Annotated in this window: 16 protein-coding genes; 10 read left to right on the forward strand and 6 right to left on the reverse strand. The window is 66.6% G+C overall.

The genetic code is table 11. The features are described from left to right. The first annotated feature begins 27 nt into the window (after positions 1-27). The 7 genes from JDV76_RS10095 to JDV76_RS10125 all read left to right on the forward strand — a co-directional run bounded on the left by JDV76_RS10095 (position 28) and on the right by JDV76_RS10125 (position 7056). Positions 28-1227, forward strand: a complete 1200-nt coding sequence (locus JDV76_RS10095) for a glycoside hydrolase family 76 protein (RefSeq protein ID WP_198736765.1) — start codon at positions 28-30, stop codon at positions 1225-1227. Between the two features lie 335 nt (positions 1228-1562). Next, positions 1563-2597, forward strand: a complete 1035-nt coding sequence (gene fbaA, locus JDV76_RS10100) for a class II fructose-bisphosphate aldolase (RefSeq protein ID WP_198736766.1) — start codon at positions 1563-1565, stop codon at positions 2595-2597. Positions 2598-2823: 226 nt separating this feature from the next. Next, the gene (locus JDV76_RS10105; protein WP_198736767.1) at positions 2824-3501 is read left to right on the forward strand and encodes an ATP-binding cassette domain-containing protein; all 678 of its coding nucleotides are present in this window, start codon (positions 2824-2826) and stop codon (positions 3499-3501) included. Next, positions 3498-4586, forward strand: coding sequence for an ABC transporter substrate-binding protein (locus JDV76_RS10110; protein ID WP_198736768.1), 1089 nt, complete (start codon positions 3498-3500; stop codon positions 4584-4586). Before JDV76_RS10105 ends, JDV76_RS10110 begins: the two co-directional genes overlap by 4 nt. A gap of 3 nt (positions 4587-4589) precedes the next feature. Next, positions 4590-5381 carry an ABC transporter permease gene (locus JDV76_RS10115; RefSeq protein ID WP_198736769.1) on the forward strand — a complete coding sequence of 264 codons (792 nt, stop codon included), beginning with the start codon at positions 4590-4592 and terminating at the stop codon, positions 5379-5381. Positions 5382-5519: 138 nt separating this feature from the next. Beyond that, positions 5520-6674, forward strand: coding sequence for an FUSC family protein (locus JDV76_RS10120; protein WP_198736770.1), 1155 nt, complete (start codon positions 5520-5522; stop codon positions 6672-6674). A 190-nt stretch (positions 6675-6864) separates the two neighbouring features. Next, a complete protein-coding gene (locus tag JDV76_RS10125; RefSeq protein ID WP_198736771.1) occupies positions 6865-7056 on the forward strand; it encodes a hypothetical protein in 192 nt (63 codons plus the stop codon). 37 nt (positions 7057-7093) lie between these two features. On the opposite strand, the gene JDV76_RS10130 is transcribed toward JDV76_RS10125, so the two are convergent. Further along, complete coding sequence (locus JDV76_RS10130; RefSeq protein ID WP_198736772.1) at positions 7094-7996, reverse strand: diacylglycerol kinase catalytic domain-containing protein; 903 nt, start codon at positions 7994-7996, stop codon at positions 7094-7096. A gap of 106 nt (positions 7997-8102) precedes the next feature. Here JDV76_RS10130 and JDV76_RS10135 point away from each other — a divergent pair, with 106 nt between their 5' ends. Both JDV76_RS10135 and JDV76_RS10140 read left to right on the forward strand, forming a co-directional pair. Beyond that, positions 8103-9392 (forward strand): adenylosuccinate synthase, encoded by a 1290-nt coding sequence (locus JDV76_RS10135; protein WP_198736773.1) that lies wholly within the window; start codon positions 8103-8105, stop codon positions 9390-9392. A gap of 239 nt (positions 9393-9631) precedes the next feature. Then, positions 9632-10078: a DoxX family protein gene (locus JDV76_RS10140; RefSeq protein ID WP_198736774.1), complete on the forward strand. Its 447-nt coding sequence runs from the start codon at positions 9632-9634 to the stop codon at positions 10076-10078. 90 nt (positions 10079-10168) lie between these two features. Here JDV76_RS10140 and JDV76_RS10145 read toward each other — a convergent pair whose 3' ends face one another. The 3 genes from JDV76_RS10145 to JDV76_RS10155 all read right to left on the reverse strand — a co-directional run bounded on the left by JDV76_RS10145 (position 10169) and on the right by JDV76_RS10155 (position 13202). Further along, on the reverse strand, positions 10169-11746 hold the full coding sequence (locus JDV76_RS10145) for a hypothetical protein (protein ID WP_198736775.1): 1578 nt from the start codon (positions 11744-11746) through the stop codon (positions 10169-10171). After that, positions 11743-12591 carry an ABC transporter ATP-binding protein gene (locus JDV76_RS10150; protein WP_198736776.1) on the reverse strand — a complete coding sequence of 283 codons (849 nt, stop codon included), beginning with the start codon at positions 12589-12591 and terminating at the stop codon, positions 11743-11745. Before JDV76_RS10150 ends, JDV76_RS10145 begins: the two co-directional genes overlap by 4 nt. Positions 12592-12689: 98 nt before the next feature. Then, positions 12690-13202 (reverse strand): phosphoribosyltransferase, encoded by a 513-nt coding sequence (locus JDV76_RS10155; RefSeq protein ID WP_198736777.1) that lies wholly within the window; start codon positions 13200-13202, stop codon positions 12690-12692. A gap of 189 nt (positions 13203-13391) precedes the next feature. Here JDV76_RS10155 and purT point away from each other — a divergent pair, with 189 nt between their 5' ends. Continuing rightward, entirely contained in the window at positions 13392-14615 is a 1224-nt protein-coding gene (gene purT / locus JDV76_RS10160; RefSeq protein ID WP_198736778.1) for a formate-dependent phosphoribosylglycinamide formyltransferase, read from the forward strand. 33 nt (positions 14616-14648) lie between these two features. Here the strand turns inward: purT and JDV76_RS10165 are convergent, their stop codons facing one another. Further along, positions 14649-15155, reverse strand: coding sequence for a GNAT family N-acetyltransferase (locus tag JDV76_RS10165; RefSeq protein WP_198736779.1), 507 nt, complete (start codon positions 15153-15155; stop codon positions 14649-14651). A gap of 131 nt (positions 15156-15286) precedes the next feature. Next, positions 15287-16651, reverse strand: a complete 1365-nt coding sequence (locus tag JDV76_RS10170; protein ID WP_198736780.1) for an FAD-dependent oxidoreductase — start codon at positions 16649-16651, stop codon at positions 15287-15289. Positions 16652-16781 lie beyond the last annotated feature (130 nt).

Below are 16781 nucleotides of genomic sequence, written 5' to 3' on the forward strand. Positions count from 1 at the left end.
CGCCGATCACGAGAGATGAACCATAACGTGCAAGAAAAATGGGCCCACCGCGCTGACCTCGCGGAAGCTGCGATCAACGAGCGGCACGCGAGCCGACTTTGGCTGCTTCCGTACACCAATCTGGCCGTGGTTGCGTGGCCTCCGACTACCCGGGACAAGATCTTCCTCCGGTGGCATTACTGGTGGCAGGCCCACTACCTGGACTGTCTCATCGACGCCGCCGTGCGGCGCCCCACCCCGGCCCGCCAACAGCGGATCAGGCAGACCCTGCGCGGGATAAGGATCCGTAACCTCCGCAGGCTCACCGCGAACCAGTACTACGATGACAAGGCCTGGCTCGCCCTGGCCGGGGAGCGCGTGAAGGAGGTGAAGAAGTTCCGCACGCCGAAGGCGATCAAACCCCTGGAGAACAACATCATCGCCGGTGCGGACAACCTCACCGGTGTGCTGCCGTGGCGCACGAACGAGACGTTCTACAACGTTCCCACCAATGGTCCGGCCGCGATCATGATGGCCCGGTCGGAGCATCTCGAGCAGGCGATCGGTCTCACTGACTGGATCTTCGACAACCTCATCAATGAGCAGGGTCTGGTCATGGACGGGGTCCGGCTGCGGATGCACGGGCCCGAGATCGTCCGCGACATCCATCCCTACTGCCAGGGAGTCACCCTCGGGGCGTGCCTCGAGATTTCCGAGAAGCTGCGGGAACGCGCGGGACTCGAACCCGGACAGCCGATCACCGGGATCGATGACGCGGAGAAGGCGGAGCACCTCATGCTCTGGATTACGCGCCTGCGGGAACTGGTGCACGCGGTGGCCAAGGACATGGCGACACCGGCTGGGGTGATCGACGCGCGCACGGGTGGCGGCGATGGCGGTCTGTTCAAGGGCATCCTGGTGCGCTACCTCGCGGAGGTCGCCGTCCGACTGTCGGAGGACACCCCGTTGAACAGGGCGACGCGGAAGATCGCTGCGCGTCTGGTTCTCGCGTCAGCGGAGGCGGTGTGGAAGAACCGGCTGGAGATCGACGGGCTCCCGGTGTTTGGTGCGGATTGGACAACGGACGCGAACCTCCCGCGGAACGCGGGTGTCGTGGGTACCTCGATCGCCGGTGCGGTCCGCAGTTCCGAGATCCCGGAGCGGGACCTGTCGGTGCAGCTGTCCGGGTGGATGCTCATTGAGGCCGCGGCGAAGGTCTCCGCGGCCGGGTACACGTACAACGGATGAAGCGGATCGGGGCCCGGATAGGGCCCGGTGACGCCATGCCACATTCTGGGACTGTGCCCGCACGGTCATCTGTTCGGGCAGTGGTCGATCTCACGTCCCGAACGGGGGACGGGTGTCGGTCTCACCACCTGCGAATTTGCTTGAAGCACAGGTCCGAAACCAGTCAATCGGGCACAAAATCACAAAATCGGGCGATCAGGGTCGGCGAGAAGTCACCGGTGGGGGCATAATTGAGGGCAGGACGACCGCACCGGCGGTCGCGGACCGCGCTGGCGCGGTCGTGGCCCCACGGTGTGATCGACACAGAGAACGTCGCACCACGAAAAGGAGAGCACATGCCCATCGCAACCCCAGAGGTCTACGCCCAGATGCTTGATAAGGCCAAGAAGGAAGGCTTCGCCTTCCCGGCCATCAACTGCACCTCCTCGGAGACCATCAACGCAGCACTCAAGGGCTTCGCCGAGGCCGAGTCCGACGGCATCATCCAGTTCTCCACCGGTGGTGCGGAGTTCGGTTCCGGCCTGGCCATCAAGAACATGGTCAAGGGCGCCGTCGCGCTCGCCGCCTACGCCCATGAAGCCGCCAAGAACTACGGCATCAACGTTGCTCTGCACACCGACCACTGCCAGAAAGAGAAGCTGGACACCTACGTCCGTCCGCTGATCGCCATCTCGCAGGAGCGCGTCGACCGCGGCGAGGCCCCGCTGTTCCAGTCGCACATGTGGGACGGCTCCGCCATCCCGATCGACGAGAACCTTGAGATCGCCCAGGAACTGCTGAAGAAGGCGCACAACGCGCACATCATCCTGGAGCTTGAGATCGGTGTCGTCGGCGGTGAAGAGGACGGCGTCGAAGCCAAGGCCGGCGCCCAGCTCTACACCTCGCCCGAGGACTTCGCCAAGACCGTCGACGCCATCGGCACCGGCGAGAATGGCCGCTACCTGCTGGCCGCCACCTTCGGTAACGTCCATGGCGTGTACAAGCCCGGCAACGTGAAGCTGCGCCCGGAGGTGCTGTTGGAGGGTCAGCGCACCGCCGCGAAGAAGCTCGGCCTGGATGAGAACGCCATGCCCTTCGACTTCGTCTTCCACGGGGGCTCCGGCTCCGAGAAGGAGAAGATCGAGGAGGCGCTGCGCTACGGTGTCATCAAGATGAACGTCGACACCGACACGCAGTACGCGTTCACCCGCCCGATCGTCGGCCACATGTTCGCCAACTACGACGGTGTCCTGAAGATTGACGGCGAGGTCGGCAACAAGAAGGTCTACGATCCCCGCTCCTACCTGAAGAAGGCCGAGCAGGGCATGTCCGAGCGCGTCATCGAGACCTGCCAGGATCTGCACTCCGTCGGCACCACCGTCTCCAAGTAACACCCCTGACGTAGTACCCGGGTGGGCAGCTTAGCCCGCCTGCACGAGGCCCCGCCCGAACGGCGACATCCGTTCGGGCGGGGCCTCGTGCGTTCCTGCGGTCGGCCCGCATCCGGGTGATTCGGCTCACGTACAGCCATAGTTGGTGACGCTACCCTTACATCCGCTCGGCTCCCCGGGTAGCGTCTGAGGAGTGCGCCCGGCCACGGAAGGAAGGGGATGAGCGGTGACCACACCAGCCCAGACCCGACCCCGTGACGCGTGCCTGCGCCTGTCCGCGGTGACGGTGGCCCGTCGCGGAACCGTCCTCATCGACGATCTGTGCCTGACCGTTCGCCCCGGGGAGGTACTCGGAGTGTCGGGCCCCTCGGGCTGCGGGAAGACCACCCTTCTGCGCGTCATCTCCGGACTCACCACTGATTTCACCGGCGACGTCACCAGACCGGCCGGGCGGATCGGGGTGGTGTTCCAGGAGCCGCGTCTCCTGCCGTGGCTGACCGCCCGAGCCAACATCGAACTCGTGCTGCCCGACCTACCGCGCAGGGAGCGGACCGCGACGGCCGACTCGTGGCTCGATCGGGTCGGCCTGGGCGACGTCGCGGAGCTACTGCCGGCCGCGATGTCAGGCGGAATGCGGCAGCGGGTCTCCGTGGCCCGCGCGATGGCGACCGAACCGGCGCTTTTGCTCGTCGACGAGCCGTTCGCGTCACTCGACAAGCCCCTGGCCCGCCACCTGCGCCGGCTGCTGCTCGATGTGATCACCCGGGACACCGTCACCGTCTGGGTGAGCCACGACCCCGAGGAAATCGCCGAGGTGTCCACCGCTCGCCTGGCATTCGATTCCCCGGAGCCGACCTCTGTACAGCTTCATCCACCGACCACACAAGGAAGCGACACACCATGAGCCACACCATCAGGACACGCGTCACCGCGATCGCCGCGCTGGCCGCGCTCACACTCGCCGGCTGCTCGTCGGACCCGGAACCCACGGCGGATTCCGGTACATCCGGAACGTCCACGGCGACCGCGGCTTCCGGGGGCGCCACGGGCACTGACCGGGAGAGCGATACCGACCGGCAGAAAATCCCGCGGCTGCGGGCCTATCTGCACAGCACCATGGCGTTCGGCGCGCCGATGATCAACTTCGACAAGGACGGTGAGCTCCGGGAGTACGCCGACGAGATCGACGTCGACTACTGGGACAGCGTCGATCAGCTGCGTGCCGCGATGATGCAGGGCGACGCCCAGGTCGCGGCCACTCCGGCGTACACCGCCGCGAACCTCTACAACAAGGGGATCGATGTTCGCCTCATCGGCCAGGTCGTGTGGGGGATGCTCTATGTTCTCGGGCCCGACACCGCGGAGGAGGGCAACTGGGACGAGCTGAAGGGACAGAAGGTTGCGGTCGTCATGCCGGGGGAGATGGTCGACCTCGTGTTCAGCTACCTCCTGGCGGAGAACGGCCTGGACAAGGAGTCCGACATCACCTACGTACCGGTGAATGATCCGCGGCAGGCGGTCGGCATGCTCGCCAAGGGAGAGGTCGACTGGGCCGTGCTCCCGGAACACCTAGCCACCGTCGCGCTGAAGAAGACCGCGGAATCCGGGAAAAACCTCAAGCGCGTGTTCAATCTCCAGGAGGAGTACGGCAAGGCCACCGGCGGACCGGCGCGATTCCCCATGGCCGGCCTGATCATGCCCGGTGAGCTCGTTGACGCCCACCCGGAGCTCCCGGCCGCGATCCTCGACGAGGTCACCGACACCACGGCGAAGGTCAACGGCGGTGACGATGCCACGATTAAGGCGATCGCCGAGCAGTACGAGATGCCCGAGCAGCTTGTCCGGGACATCATCCCCCGCCTCAACCTCGAGGTTGTCCCCGCATCAGAGTCGCGGAAACAGTACGAGGAGTTCCTGAAGATTCTCGCCACCGTCAACCCGGACGTCTACGGCGGGACCCTGCCGGATGACCGGTTCTACGCCGAGTAGGCGATGAAGCCCGACACCTCCCCGCCCACCGGGTCCAGGCATCCGGTCGCCTGGATTCTCGCCGGGGCCGTCGTGCTCGTGCTCTGCTGGCATGGTGTGAGCATCGGTCAGCTCGAGTACGTTCTGCCGGGACCGGTGCGCACCGCACGGGCGCTGGGCGGGCTCATGACGGACCCGGGCTTCTGGGCGGCACTCGGGCTGACCCTGGCGCGGGCCGCCGGTGGTCTCCTCTGCGGCGTCGGGGTCGGTCTCGCGTGGGGGATCCTCGGCGGAGTGTGGATCCGGGCCTCGTGGTTCGGCCAAACCTTGCTCCAGGTGCTGTTGTCCACCCCACCGATCATTCTCGTGATCCTCGGGCTCACCTGGCTGGGGGCCAACGGCTGGGTCGCCGTGCTCGTCGTCGCCCTGGTGACGACACCACTGATCGCCGCGACGACGGAGGAGGCGATCCGGGGCATCGACCGCGATCTCGTCGAGATGTCCCGGGTCTTCGGTCTCTCCCGCGCGGCGATCATCACCCGAGTGATCCATCCCATGGTCGCACCCCCAGTGCTCGCCGCGACGACGGTGGCGCTGGGGCAGGGGATCCGGGTCGCCGTCATGGCGGAACTCCTCTCCACCGCATCCGGTGTCGGCGGTGCCGTGCGCATGGCGCAGATCAACATCGACACGCCGACCATCTTCGCCTACGCGGTGGTGCTCACGGCCGTCACGTTCGCCCTCGACAGGTCGGTGGTCCAGCCGCTGCGGGAGCGCGCCAACAGCTACCGCGGCACCTCCGGATCAACCGTCTGACGGTGCGGACGCCGACGCCCGTTCACCGCGGTGGCGTAGAGTACAACCGGCTGAGCCCGTCGCCCGCCACTGACCGTTGCCGCACCCGACGGGATCCGACCGAGACACCATCGATCCGAAAGAAACTACCCTAAACAGATGGCCAGGCGAACATCCTCCGTGCCCAATCCGGCAGCTGTGGTCAAGGAGCTGCTGCGCCCCGGTGTCCAACGACTGCGGCTCAGCTGGATCTCGATCCTGCAGGGCGGCATAGCCGCGGGTCTGTCCTGGTGGGTCGCGGTGAACCTCTTCGGCCACGAATCGGTGTTCTTCGCGCCGATGGCCGCGATCATCGTCATCGGGCTCACCGGCGGCGAACGGCTCCGACGCGCGGTGGAACTCAACATCGGTGTGCCCCTCGGCGTCGGGATCGGTGACCTCCTGGTCACCTGGCTCGGCACCGGCACCTGGCAGATGACGCTCATCGTGTTCCTCGCGCTGACGGTGGCCGTGCTCGTCGACAAATCCCCCCTCGTGTCCACCCAGGCGGCCATCGGCGTCGTGCTCATCGCCACGATCTTCCCGCCCGGTTCATCCGGAGGCATCGACCGGATGCTCGATGCGTTCATCGGCGGTACCGTCGGCATCATCGTCATCGCGCTGCTCCCAGACTCGCCGCTCCGCGGCGGGCGTCATGAGATCGCCACCATCCTCACCATCGCCGGACAGGTCCTCAAGAAGGTCGCCGTCGACCTGGCCGACGGCAACACGAAGGGCATCAAATCGGCGCTGCAGGAGGCGCGCGGCACCCAGGCGAACATCAACAACCTCATCGCCGCAGCGAAGACCGGTCAGGAGGCGGCGACGGTCTCCCCGTTGCACTGGCGGAACCGGCGCCGGGTGAAATCTCTGATGCGAACCCTGAACCCCGTGGACAATGCCATGCGCAATACCCGGGTGCTCGCGCGCCGGGCGCTGGTGCTTACCGAAGACGGTGACGACGTCAGCGCCCGCCAGATCGCTGTTCTCGAGGAGATCGCCGACATCATGGTCGCCCTCGGCGCCCTGTTCGAGCGGGGGGAACAGATCGGTTCCTCCGAGCGGATCCCGCAGCTCGTCCGGCGGCTCCGCGTACTGGGGGCGATGACCGGCCCGGAGGTCGCCGACCAGAAGGTGCTGTCCGCGCAGATGATCCTCGGTCAGTCCCGCTCGATCATCGTCGATCTTCTCCAGATCTGCGGCATGTCCCGCAAGTCGGCGCAGGCGGTACTGGCCCCGACCAGCGCGCACCCGCACGTCGATCCCGAGGTGTAGCTCTGCGCGGCGTCGTGGAGCACCGGGAAACCCCGGACGCCGATCCCACGGCAACCGTACGGGGTACAACCGGTGATGTAGGCCGCCCGCCGTCGGCCGTTCAGTGACGGGAATGAAACCCTGGAAGGCCGTGGGCAGGCCGGATTAATGACCGCGTCCCGCGCAGGGGAGAGAGGTAGAGGGAACGATCATGGACCGGAACGTCGTCCAGTCACGTCCAGTGTGGGCGGCCTTCGCCGCGCTGGTGCTCGTTCTCATCGCCAACCTGCTGGTCAACGGCTGGCAGCTCACCGGCGGATTCGCCCTTCTGGCGGTCACCGCGGTGATCGTGCTCGTTGCCGTCATAGCCCGTGCGGGGAAGCAGGAGGACCCGGCCTCCTGAGTGCTGGTGGGGGCGCCGCCGCGGTATGTGGTGCGGGTCAGGGTTGCCGGACGATCTGCAGGTCCCGCAGGTGCCGGTAGAACGTCACCCGCTCCGCGGGGCGAGACCGAGAAACGTCGTCCACGGTGATCCGCAGATTCGGCCCGCCGGCCTGGAGCGCTCGGCCCGTGAGCAGGGTCGTCGGATCGACCGTCCCCGACGGCCGCGCCCGCCGGAGGATCCGGTCGATGAGGCCGCCGGGTACCGGCTCGAGGGGGGTGTCGGCGACCACGGCGGCGATCCCCGGGGCGTCGAGCATGGGAACGAGCCGGGCACCGTAGAAACCGGTGCGGGGTGCTCGCTGTCCCGCCTGGTGGTTGAGCAGCGTGTCGTCGTCGACGATGACCTCGCCGGTCATCTCCGCGGCGGGGTCGAAACAGGAGACCGTGGCGCTGCCCGCGACCGCGACCGCGGAGTCGTCCCGGATCAGCGGAGCCGGGTGGACGTGCCCGCCCAGTGCGAGGGCGAGGGCGTCGAGGGGATCGGCGGGAAGCCCGAAATTGGCCGCCGCCGGGGAACCGGGATCGACTGGAACGTATCCGACCTCGACCCACATCCGGTCCGAGCGCATCAACCTGGTCAGCACCGCCGACAGAGCCGCATCCGAGCCGCAGACGACCACCCGCAGCACTTCCTCCGGTTCCTGGGGGGCGCGTTCCGGGGTACCGAGGTGGTCGACGTCGGGTCGCTTCGCGATCTCATCCAGGCCCGGGGTTGGGTCGACGGGGAGAACGGTGCGCGCCGCCTCGTCCAGGGGAGTGAGATCCCGGCGCGTCGGGATGGCGGGAAGCTCCAGCACCTCGAGGGTGTCGACACCGTGGAGCCCCCGGACGTCGTCGAGCACGGACCGGTTGACCGGTAAATCGTCCGGGCCGCCACAGGCGAGGAAGAGTACGTGCATGGTCACAGATGATACGCCCCGGGGTGTGGAGGGTAGGATGGTAAGACGTCTGTGCCGCCCGCGATGCGGCGAAGCTGTCGAGCAATCGGAAGAGGCGTGTTAAACCATGGCCGCAATTGTTGTAGTCGGAGCCCAATGGGGCGACGAGGGTAAAGGTAAGGCCACCGACATCCTCGGATGCCAGGTCGATTACGTGGTCAAGCCGAACGGCGGTAACAACGCCGGGCACACCGTCGTCGTCGGCGGTGAGAAGTACGAGCTGAAGCTCCTTCCCGCAGGTGTGCTGAGTGAGAACGCCGTCCCCGTGCTGGGCAACGGCGTGGTGATCAACCTGGAGGCCCTGTTCGACGAGATCGACGGCCTTGAAGCCCGTGGGGCGAATGCCTCCCGGCTGCGGATCTCCGCCAACGCCCACGTCGTTGCGCCGTACCACCAGGTGCTTGATCGGGTGCAGGAGCGTTTCCTGGGTAAGCGTGCGATCGGCACCACGGGTCGTGGGATCGGCCCGACCTACGCGGACAAGGTCTCCCGCGTCGGTATCCGTGTGCAGGACATCTTTGACGAGTCGATTCTGCGCCAGAAGGTCACCTCCGCGTTGGATGTGAAGAACCAGATCCTGGTCAAGATGTACAACCGCAAGGCGATCGACCCGGAGCAGATCGTCGACTACTTCCTGTCCTATGCCGACCGGCTTGAGCCGATGGTCATTGAGGCGGAGTTGGAGCTCAACCGCGCCCTCGACGAGGGTAAGCACGTGCTCATGGAGGGCGGCCAGGCGACGATGCTCGACGTCGACCACGGCACCTACCCCTTCGTGACGTCCTCGAACCCGACTGCCGGCGGGGCGTGTGTCGGGTCCGGTATCGGCCCGACCCGGATCACCTCGTCCCTGGGCATCATCAAGGCCTACACCACCCGCGTCGGCGCGGGCCCGTTCCCGACGGAGCTGTTCGACAAGTGGGGCGAGTTCCTGCAGACCACCGGCGGCGAGGTCGGCGTGAACACCGGCCGCAAGCGCCGCTGCGGCTGGTACGACTCGGTCGTCGCGCGCTACGCCAGCCGGGTCAACGGCTTCACCGACCTGTTCGTGACCAAGCTCGACGTGCTGACCGGTATCGGTGAGATTCCTATCTGCGTCGCCTACGACGTGGACGGCAGACGTTTCGACGAGATGCCCACCAGCCAGTCCGATTTCCACCATGCCGAGCCCATCTACGAGACGATGCCCGCGTGGGAGGAGGACATCACCGGGTGCCGGACCTTCGGAGAGCTGCCGCAGCGCGCGCAGGATTACCTCAACCGCCTGGAGGAGCTGTCCGGCTGCCGCATTTCCTATGTCGGGGTCGGCCCGGGTCGGGACCAGACCATCGTCATCAACGACGTGATGGAGTCCTAGTCTCCGTTTTGCTGGAACCCTGTTCCCTCCTGTGGGGGAGCGGGGTTTCATTCATTCCTGCCGAAGTGTATCGGTCCTGTTCAGGTGGGGCGAATGATGCGTGTCGACGGTGATCTGGGTGGTGGGGTGGAATGCGGCGGACAAAGTTGCGGTTGTGTCAACAAGATGCGAAAGCGCAGCATCCCCGATTCTCCGGGACATCCCGGGGAACACAATCCAGTACCCATCAAGGAGCCTCCATGACCCGCACCTCGACCGACACCGGTCTCCTGATCATCCGAATCATCTTCGGCGTCATCCTCACCGCCCACGGATTCCAGAAACTCTTCCTCATCGGCCCGGGGCAGGTCGGTGAGACGTTCTCGCAGATCTCCAGCCTTCCCGCCCCTGGGATCATGGCGTGGATCGCCATCCTCGTTGAACTCCTCGGTGGACTGGCCCTCATCGTCGGCATCGCGACCCGGATCGCCGCTGCGGCCGCGGCCCTCGTCATGGCCGGGGCGATGGTCACGGTGCACCTGGGCAACGGATTCTTCAGCATGGACGGTGGAATCGAGTACACCCTCATGCTCACGGCGGTCGGTGTCGCACTCGTCCTGACTGGTGCCGGCCGGTTCAGCCTTGACGCGAAACTGGAGCGCGGTACCCGGGAGCAGGCCGCCACCGTTCACACGACTCAGGTATGACACCGGCGGGTGAATCAACCCGCAGGGAAAAGAAAAGGGGAGGCGCCCCGGTTGATCCGGGTGGCGCCTCCCCGCATTCGATGTGATTCCTCAGACGTACTTCCGAACTGTGGCGAAGATCTCCGGCCACGACCTGTCCAGCTTCCGGGTCGACACCACGATCCCCACCAGGAACACGCCGGTCGAGACCAGCACGACCCAGGCGGCACCGCCCAGGAACAGCCCTGATCCGAGGCCGTGGCCCCTACCGATCACCATCATGATGATCCCGGGCAACAGCGGCAGCCAGACACCGAGCAGACCACCGAATGCCGCGATGAACGCGGCCCCGGAGTATCCGGACCTGTCCTTCATCGGGTTCGTTCCGGGACGGGCGGCGGGGAAGGGGTTGAACACGCTGAGCAATGACCCGAAGCCGAGTGCTGCGGGGATCGCCCCGATCGTCGTCACCGCCGTGAGCACCCACAGCGTCGAGAACCCGCTGATCACCCCGAGTGCGGTGTTGTAGAGGAGGACGGTGGGCACCGAGATGGTGGCGGCCACCGCAGCCTGGGCACGCACCATCACCCGCGCCGGGACACCGGTGGTCATGTGCACCCAGTTCGCCGGGCCGTCGTAGCCGTAGGCGTTGGCGACGTACTGCGTCGCCGCCGCGGCCATCATGTACGCGCCGAACCACTCCATGCTGTTGTCCTCGTTCGTCGCCCCGAGAACCAGGAAAAACACCGAGAACAAGGGCAGCGAGATCAGGCTGTAGAGCAACCGCGAGTCCCGTACCCAGTACAGGAGCCCGCGCGAGTAGACGGCTCCGCCGACCGTCTCCGGAACCCCGGGCAACATCAACCGCCCCCGCAGCCGCGTGCGGGAACCGGAACCGGTTTCGGTGACCTGGGTGAAGGACCTCGTCAGAGCCCGGTGCCACGCCCCCCAGAGCATCGGGAGAAGGACGACGCCGATGGCCGCCTGCAGTACGGCGGCTCCCCAGGCGCCGTCCGCGAGACTGCCCGCGGCACCGCCCGCCCCGCCGAAAGGCGTGTAGCCGAGGATCCGGGTGATCCTCGCGGTATCCACACCGATCGCCGAGTTCACCACCATGTTGAAACCGATGATGATGAGGATGAACACCACACCGCTGGCCATGGACAGCTTCTCCCGCCGGGACCGCCCACCGGACAGCACGCCGAGAAGGATCCACGCCTCGGCGCCGCAGATACTCAACGCCAGTGCCGCGACGACGGCCAGGAACCAGAACGGGATGACCCACGCGTGACCGGTGAGCACCAGGCCAACGGTGCCGAAGCCGAATGTGATCACCGAGTTCAGCACCGCGAGGTAACCGCGGGACTGGAGGAACGCCGCCAGAATGAAACCCGGGAGTAGCTGCCGTGCGTCCACCGGCAGTGGGGCGAACCAGGCCGGGGTGAGCTGATTCTCACTGGACGGGTAGATGAACGCGAGCACCCAGTACGCGAGCACCCCCACCCCGAGTGGCAGGGAGAGCGCGGACTGGTTCCCGTCCATCTGCTCTGTGAGGGACAACCCGCCGAGGGACAGTGCGCCGATCACGCCGTAGACCCAGATGAAGATGATCATGAACCACTGAGACGGCTGCGCCTTCAGGGACCGTTTCCGCAGGGTGCGGTGGAGCTGGATCAGGGTGCGGGTCACTGGGCAGCACCCGCGCCGGGCTGGCCCGGGGCTGTCGCCGATCCGAGCCAACCGAGGGAGCCCTCGTCGAGATCGCCGCCACCGACCAGGTTGATGAACGCGTCACTCAACGATCCGGAGCCCCGGACGTCATCGACGGTCCCGGAGGCGACGACCCGGCCACCGGCGATCAGCGCGACGTGGTCGCAGAGTCCCTCCACCAGCTCCATCACGTGGGAACTCATCACGACGGTGCCGCCGCCGCGCACGAAGGCGTTGAGGATCGAGCGGATCACCCGGCCCGAGACCGGGTCGACCGCCTCGAAGGGCTCATCGAGGATCAGGATCCGCGGCCGGTGCAGCAGGGCGCCCGCGAGCAGAATTTTCTTGGTCATGCCCGCCGAATAGTCGACGATGAGCTTCTCCCCGGCGTCGGTCAACGCCAGGGCATCCAGCAGGCCGCGGGCGCGCTCGGCGATGGTCGCCGGGTCCATCCCCCGCAACCGCCCGAGATACTCGAGATACTCGGCTCCACTGAGCCGGTCAAATGTGGGCAGCCCGTCGGCGAGCAGACCGTAGGCCCGCTTCGCTTCGAGGGCACCGCCACCCCAGACATCGGCGCCGCACACCCAGGTCGCGCCCGTGTCCGGGCGGAGCAGACCCGTGGCGATGGTGATCGCCGTCGTCTTCCCGGCACCGTTGGGGCCGACGATCCCGTAGAAACTCCCGTGGGGGATGTCCAGGGACAGGTCCGCGACCGCAGGGTTATCCCCGAACCGTTTGGTGACACCGCGCCAGGCGAGCGCCACCGAGGTGGGATCAGGAGCCAGGGAGTCGAGATGTGCTGAATTGGTGGGAAGAGTCATAGAGACAGTGTGCGTCCCCCCGGAGTGGGGCCGCAAGGCTTCCCGTCAGAATCAACCCGTGGGTTGGCAGGCGGTGTGGTCCGCCCGCCACCACCGATCTAGTCCCGGTCGATGGACGGAACCACGGGCTGCTCGGCCGACCACGGGAACACGATCCACTCGTCGGTGTGCTTCCACACGAAGTCGGGTCGGATCACCGACTGCGACTTGCCGTACAGCACGGCGGAACGACACTCCGCGCCGGCCTTCTCCAGGATCTCGAGGACGAGGGCCAGGGTCCGCCCGGAATCGGCGACGTCGTCGACGACGAGCAGCTTCTTACCGGTGATCGCGGAGGTGTCCAACAGCGGCTCGAGCAGCACCGGGTCGGGCAGGGTCTCGTGGACGTCGGTGTAGAACTCGACGTTCATCGTATCGGCGAGCTTCACCCCCATCGCGTAGCTCAGCGCACCCGCCGGAAGAAGGCCACCGCGGGCGACGGCGATGATGATCTCCGGGTCGAAGTCGCTGTCCACCACGATCTGGGCGAGCTCCCGGGAGGCGGTACCGAAGCCCTCCCAGGTCAGAATTTCCTTGGTCTCGAGATCAGTCGAGTCTGCATGGTAGGCCATGGGTCGATGGTAGCGGTTCCGGCCCTGTGATGCCGCACGCAATGCCCCACCAGTGTCTGCCCCCGGCGCACATGGCGGGCACCGCGCTGCGGCACAGGCGCCCTGTGTGTGCTCACGCTCCCGCGCGGTCCGCTCCTGTGCGATACTGCACCACGAGAAACACCCCGTAGCGACGTGAGGACACAGCACATGTACACCCCCGACATGATCGGCACACCGCAGAGCGGATCCGCGACCCGCGTTCTCCTGCTCGGGGCAGGTGAACTGGGCAAGGAAGTCACGATCGCCTTCCAGCGTCTCGGGGTCGAGGTGCACGCGGCGGACCGGTACGACGGTGCCCCCGCGGGGCAGGTCGCCCATTCCCACCACACCCTGGACATGACCGATGCGACGGCCGTCCGCGCGCTCGTCGACGAAGTCCGCCCGCACTTCATCGTCCCCGAGATCGAGGCTCTGGCCACCGACGCCCTCGCCGAGATCGAGGAAGCCGGTATCGCGACCGTCGTCCCCACCGCGCGCGCCACCCGGCTCACCATGAACCGGGAGGGCATCCGTCGCCTGGCGGCCGAGGAACTCGGTCTGCCCACCAGCTCCTACACGTTCGCCTCCAGCTACGCCGAATTCGTCGACGCGGTCGCGGCGATGGGCTACCCGTGTGTGGTCAAGCCAGTCATGAGCTCCTCCGGGAAGGGACAGAGCGTGATCCGCGGCGCCGACGAGGTCGACCGCGCCTGGGAACACGCCCGTACCGCGGCGAGGGTTACCAGCGACCGCGTCATCGTCGAGGGCTTCGTCGAATTCGACTACGAGATCACGCTGCTCACCGTCCGGTCGACGGATCCGGCGACCGGAAACCCGGCGACCTGGTTCTGTGAACCCATCGGCCACCGCCAGCAGGACGGCGACTACGTCGAGTCCTGGCAGCCGATGCAGATGAGCCCCGCCGCAGCGGACAACGCCCGCTCCGTCGCCGCACGCATCACCAACGCCCTCGGCGGACGGGGGGTGTTCGGTGTGGAACTCTTCGTTCTCGGGGACGACGTCTACTTCTCGGAGGTCTCACCCCGGCCCCACGACACGGGCATGGTCACCATGGCGTCCCAGCGGTTCTCCGAGTTCGACCTCCACGCCCGCGCGATCCTCGGCCTGCCGATCGACGTCACCCTCATCTCACCCGGTGCCTCCGCCGTCATCTACGGCGGCGTCGATGCCCCGGCCGTGAGCTACAGCGGCCTGGGCGCCGCACTCGCCGTGGCGGAGGCGGACGTCCGGATCTTCGGCAAACCGGAGGCGTTCACCCGCCGCCGGATGGGCGTCGCACTGGCCACCGCCGAGGACACCGACACCGCCCGGGAGCGGGCCACCGCCGCGGCCGCGGCCGTCGAGGTCCATGCCACGTCCGACCGGCACTGAGGCGGACGTCCGGGAGCTGTCGGGCGGGTTCGCTCAGCCGGCCGGGCGCACCATCGGCAGGTGCATCATCCCGTCCCAGTCGAACTCGTCACCGCAGACGGTGAACCCGTAGCTCTCGTAGTAGCCCCGGAGCGGGGTCTGCGCGGTCAGCGCGACATCGGCGTCCGGGTTCTGTTCCTTCGCGAGCTTCAGCGCATCCTTCACGATCGCGGCACCCAGCCCGGTCCCGCGTGCCCCGGGGACCAGACAAAACCGCCCGAACTGCCAGAGCTCGCGGTCATCGTCGATGTCGACCCCGCCGCCGCACTTCGCCCGGAACCCGGCACCCGTGTCCGGGTAGATGCGCGCGTATCCCGCCAGCACACCGTCGCGGTCTTTGGCCTGAATGTGGAATGTGCTCGGCAGGGCATCGGTGTCGTCGATCTCCGCGTAGGGGCACTGCTGCTCATTGACGAAGACATCCACCCGCAACTTGTAGATGCGGTGCACCTCAAGTGCGCTCATCTGGTTCAGGTGGGACACGGTGAAGTAGGTGTTCATCCCTCGAGCATACTGTCAGCGGTACGAGCCATCCCAGTCTCCGTGGGCTGCCCGGAAAACCACGAAGCCCCACCCCGCCGCGTGGAGGACACGGACGGGCTGCGGGGGCGGGGACTGGCGCGGAGGGGAAGCTAGTCCTGCTTCGCCTTGGCGTGGGCGACCATGTCCTCCCACTCGACGATCTTCTTGCGCTCGCGGCCCTCGGCCTCGCCGGCCTTCCGCTCCGCGGCGTCGAGCCGGTGCCAGCCGTCCCACGTGGTGTACTCGATGCCCTTGCCACTGAGGAACTCGAGGACGGCGTCCTCGTCCGGGTTGGCTGCCGGCTTCAAGGTGCCGTTGGCCCAGTCAGCGAGCAGCATCTCGGTGGTTTCCTTGGCATCACCCTTGGTGTTGCCGATGAGCCCCACGGGGCCGCGCTTGATCCAGCCGGTCGTGTAGTAGCCGGCGATCGGTGCCCCGGATTCCGGGTCGAGGACGTGTCCGCCGTCATTCGGGATGACGTTGCGGGCGGTGTCGAACGGGATATCGGTGATCGGATCGGAACGATAGCCCACGGCACGGTAGACGGCCTGGACGTCCCATGTGGTGTACTTCCCGGTGCCCCGGACGTTGCCGGCCCCGTCGAGCTCGGTGCGTTCGGTGGTGAAACCGACGACATGGCCGTCCTCGCCGATGATCTCGACCGGGGACTCGAAGAAGTGGATGAACAGCTTGTGCGGTGCCCCCTTGGGGTCGCGGATCGCGTACTGCTCGATGACGGAACAGACGAGATCGGTGGTCTTCGACGTGCGGCGGGCCTCGATGGAGGCCTCGTCGTAGTCGATGTCCTCGGGGTCGACGACGACCTCGATGGTGTCGGAGTGGTCAAGCTCCTTGAGCTCCAGCGGGGTGAACTTCGCCTGGGCGGGGCCGCGGCGACCGAAGACGTGGACCTCGGTGGCCTGGTTGTTCTTCAGGCACTCGTAGACGTTGTCCGGGATCTCGGTGACGTGGAGTTCATCCCCGGTCTTGGCGAGGACACGAGCGATGTCGAGCGCGACGTTGCCGACACCGACGACAGCGACCGATTTCGCGGACAGGTCCCATTCGCGGGAGAAGTCCGGGTTGCCGTCGTAAAAACCGACGAACTCTCCGGCGCCGTAGTGTTCGGGGAGGTCGGAGCCGGGGATGTCGAGATCCCGGTCGCCCGTCGCGCCCGTGGAGAAGACCACTGCGTCGTAGTACTGCTTCAGTTCCTCGACGGTTACGTCGGCACCGATGTCGACGTTACCGAGAAAGCGCAACTCCGGTTTATCCAACACCTTATGCAGTGACATCACGATGCCCTTGATGCGCGGGTGGTCGGGGGCGACGCCGTAGCGGATCAGACCGAACGGCGCGGGCATGCGCTCGTAGAGGTCGATGGTGACATCGGTGTCGGACTTCATCAGTAGATCGGAGGCATAGATGCCGGCTGGGCCGGCGCCGATCACGGCTACCCGGAGGGGACGAGACATATCAGTGGACATCCTTGGTGAAATCGTCGAGGACAGGACAGTAAATAGACAGCTCTGACTACTGTACGCGGTGGGCGTGGACCCATGCCAGGATATCCTTCACGGTCGCTGACGGCGGTGGTCTGGGTCA

The sequence above is a fragment of the Corynebacterium marambiense genome, from assembly GCF_016342275.1.
Taxonomy (GTDB): domain Bacteria; phylum Actinomycetota; class Actinomycetes; order Mycobacteriales; family Mycobacteriaceae; genus Corynebacterium; species Corynebacterium marambiense.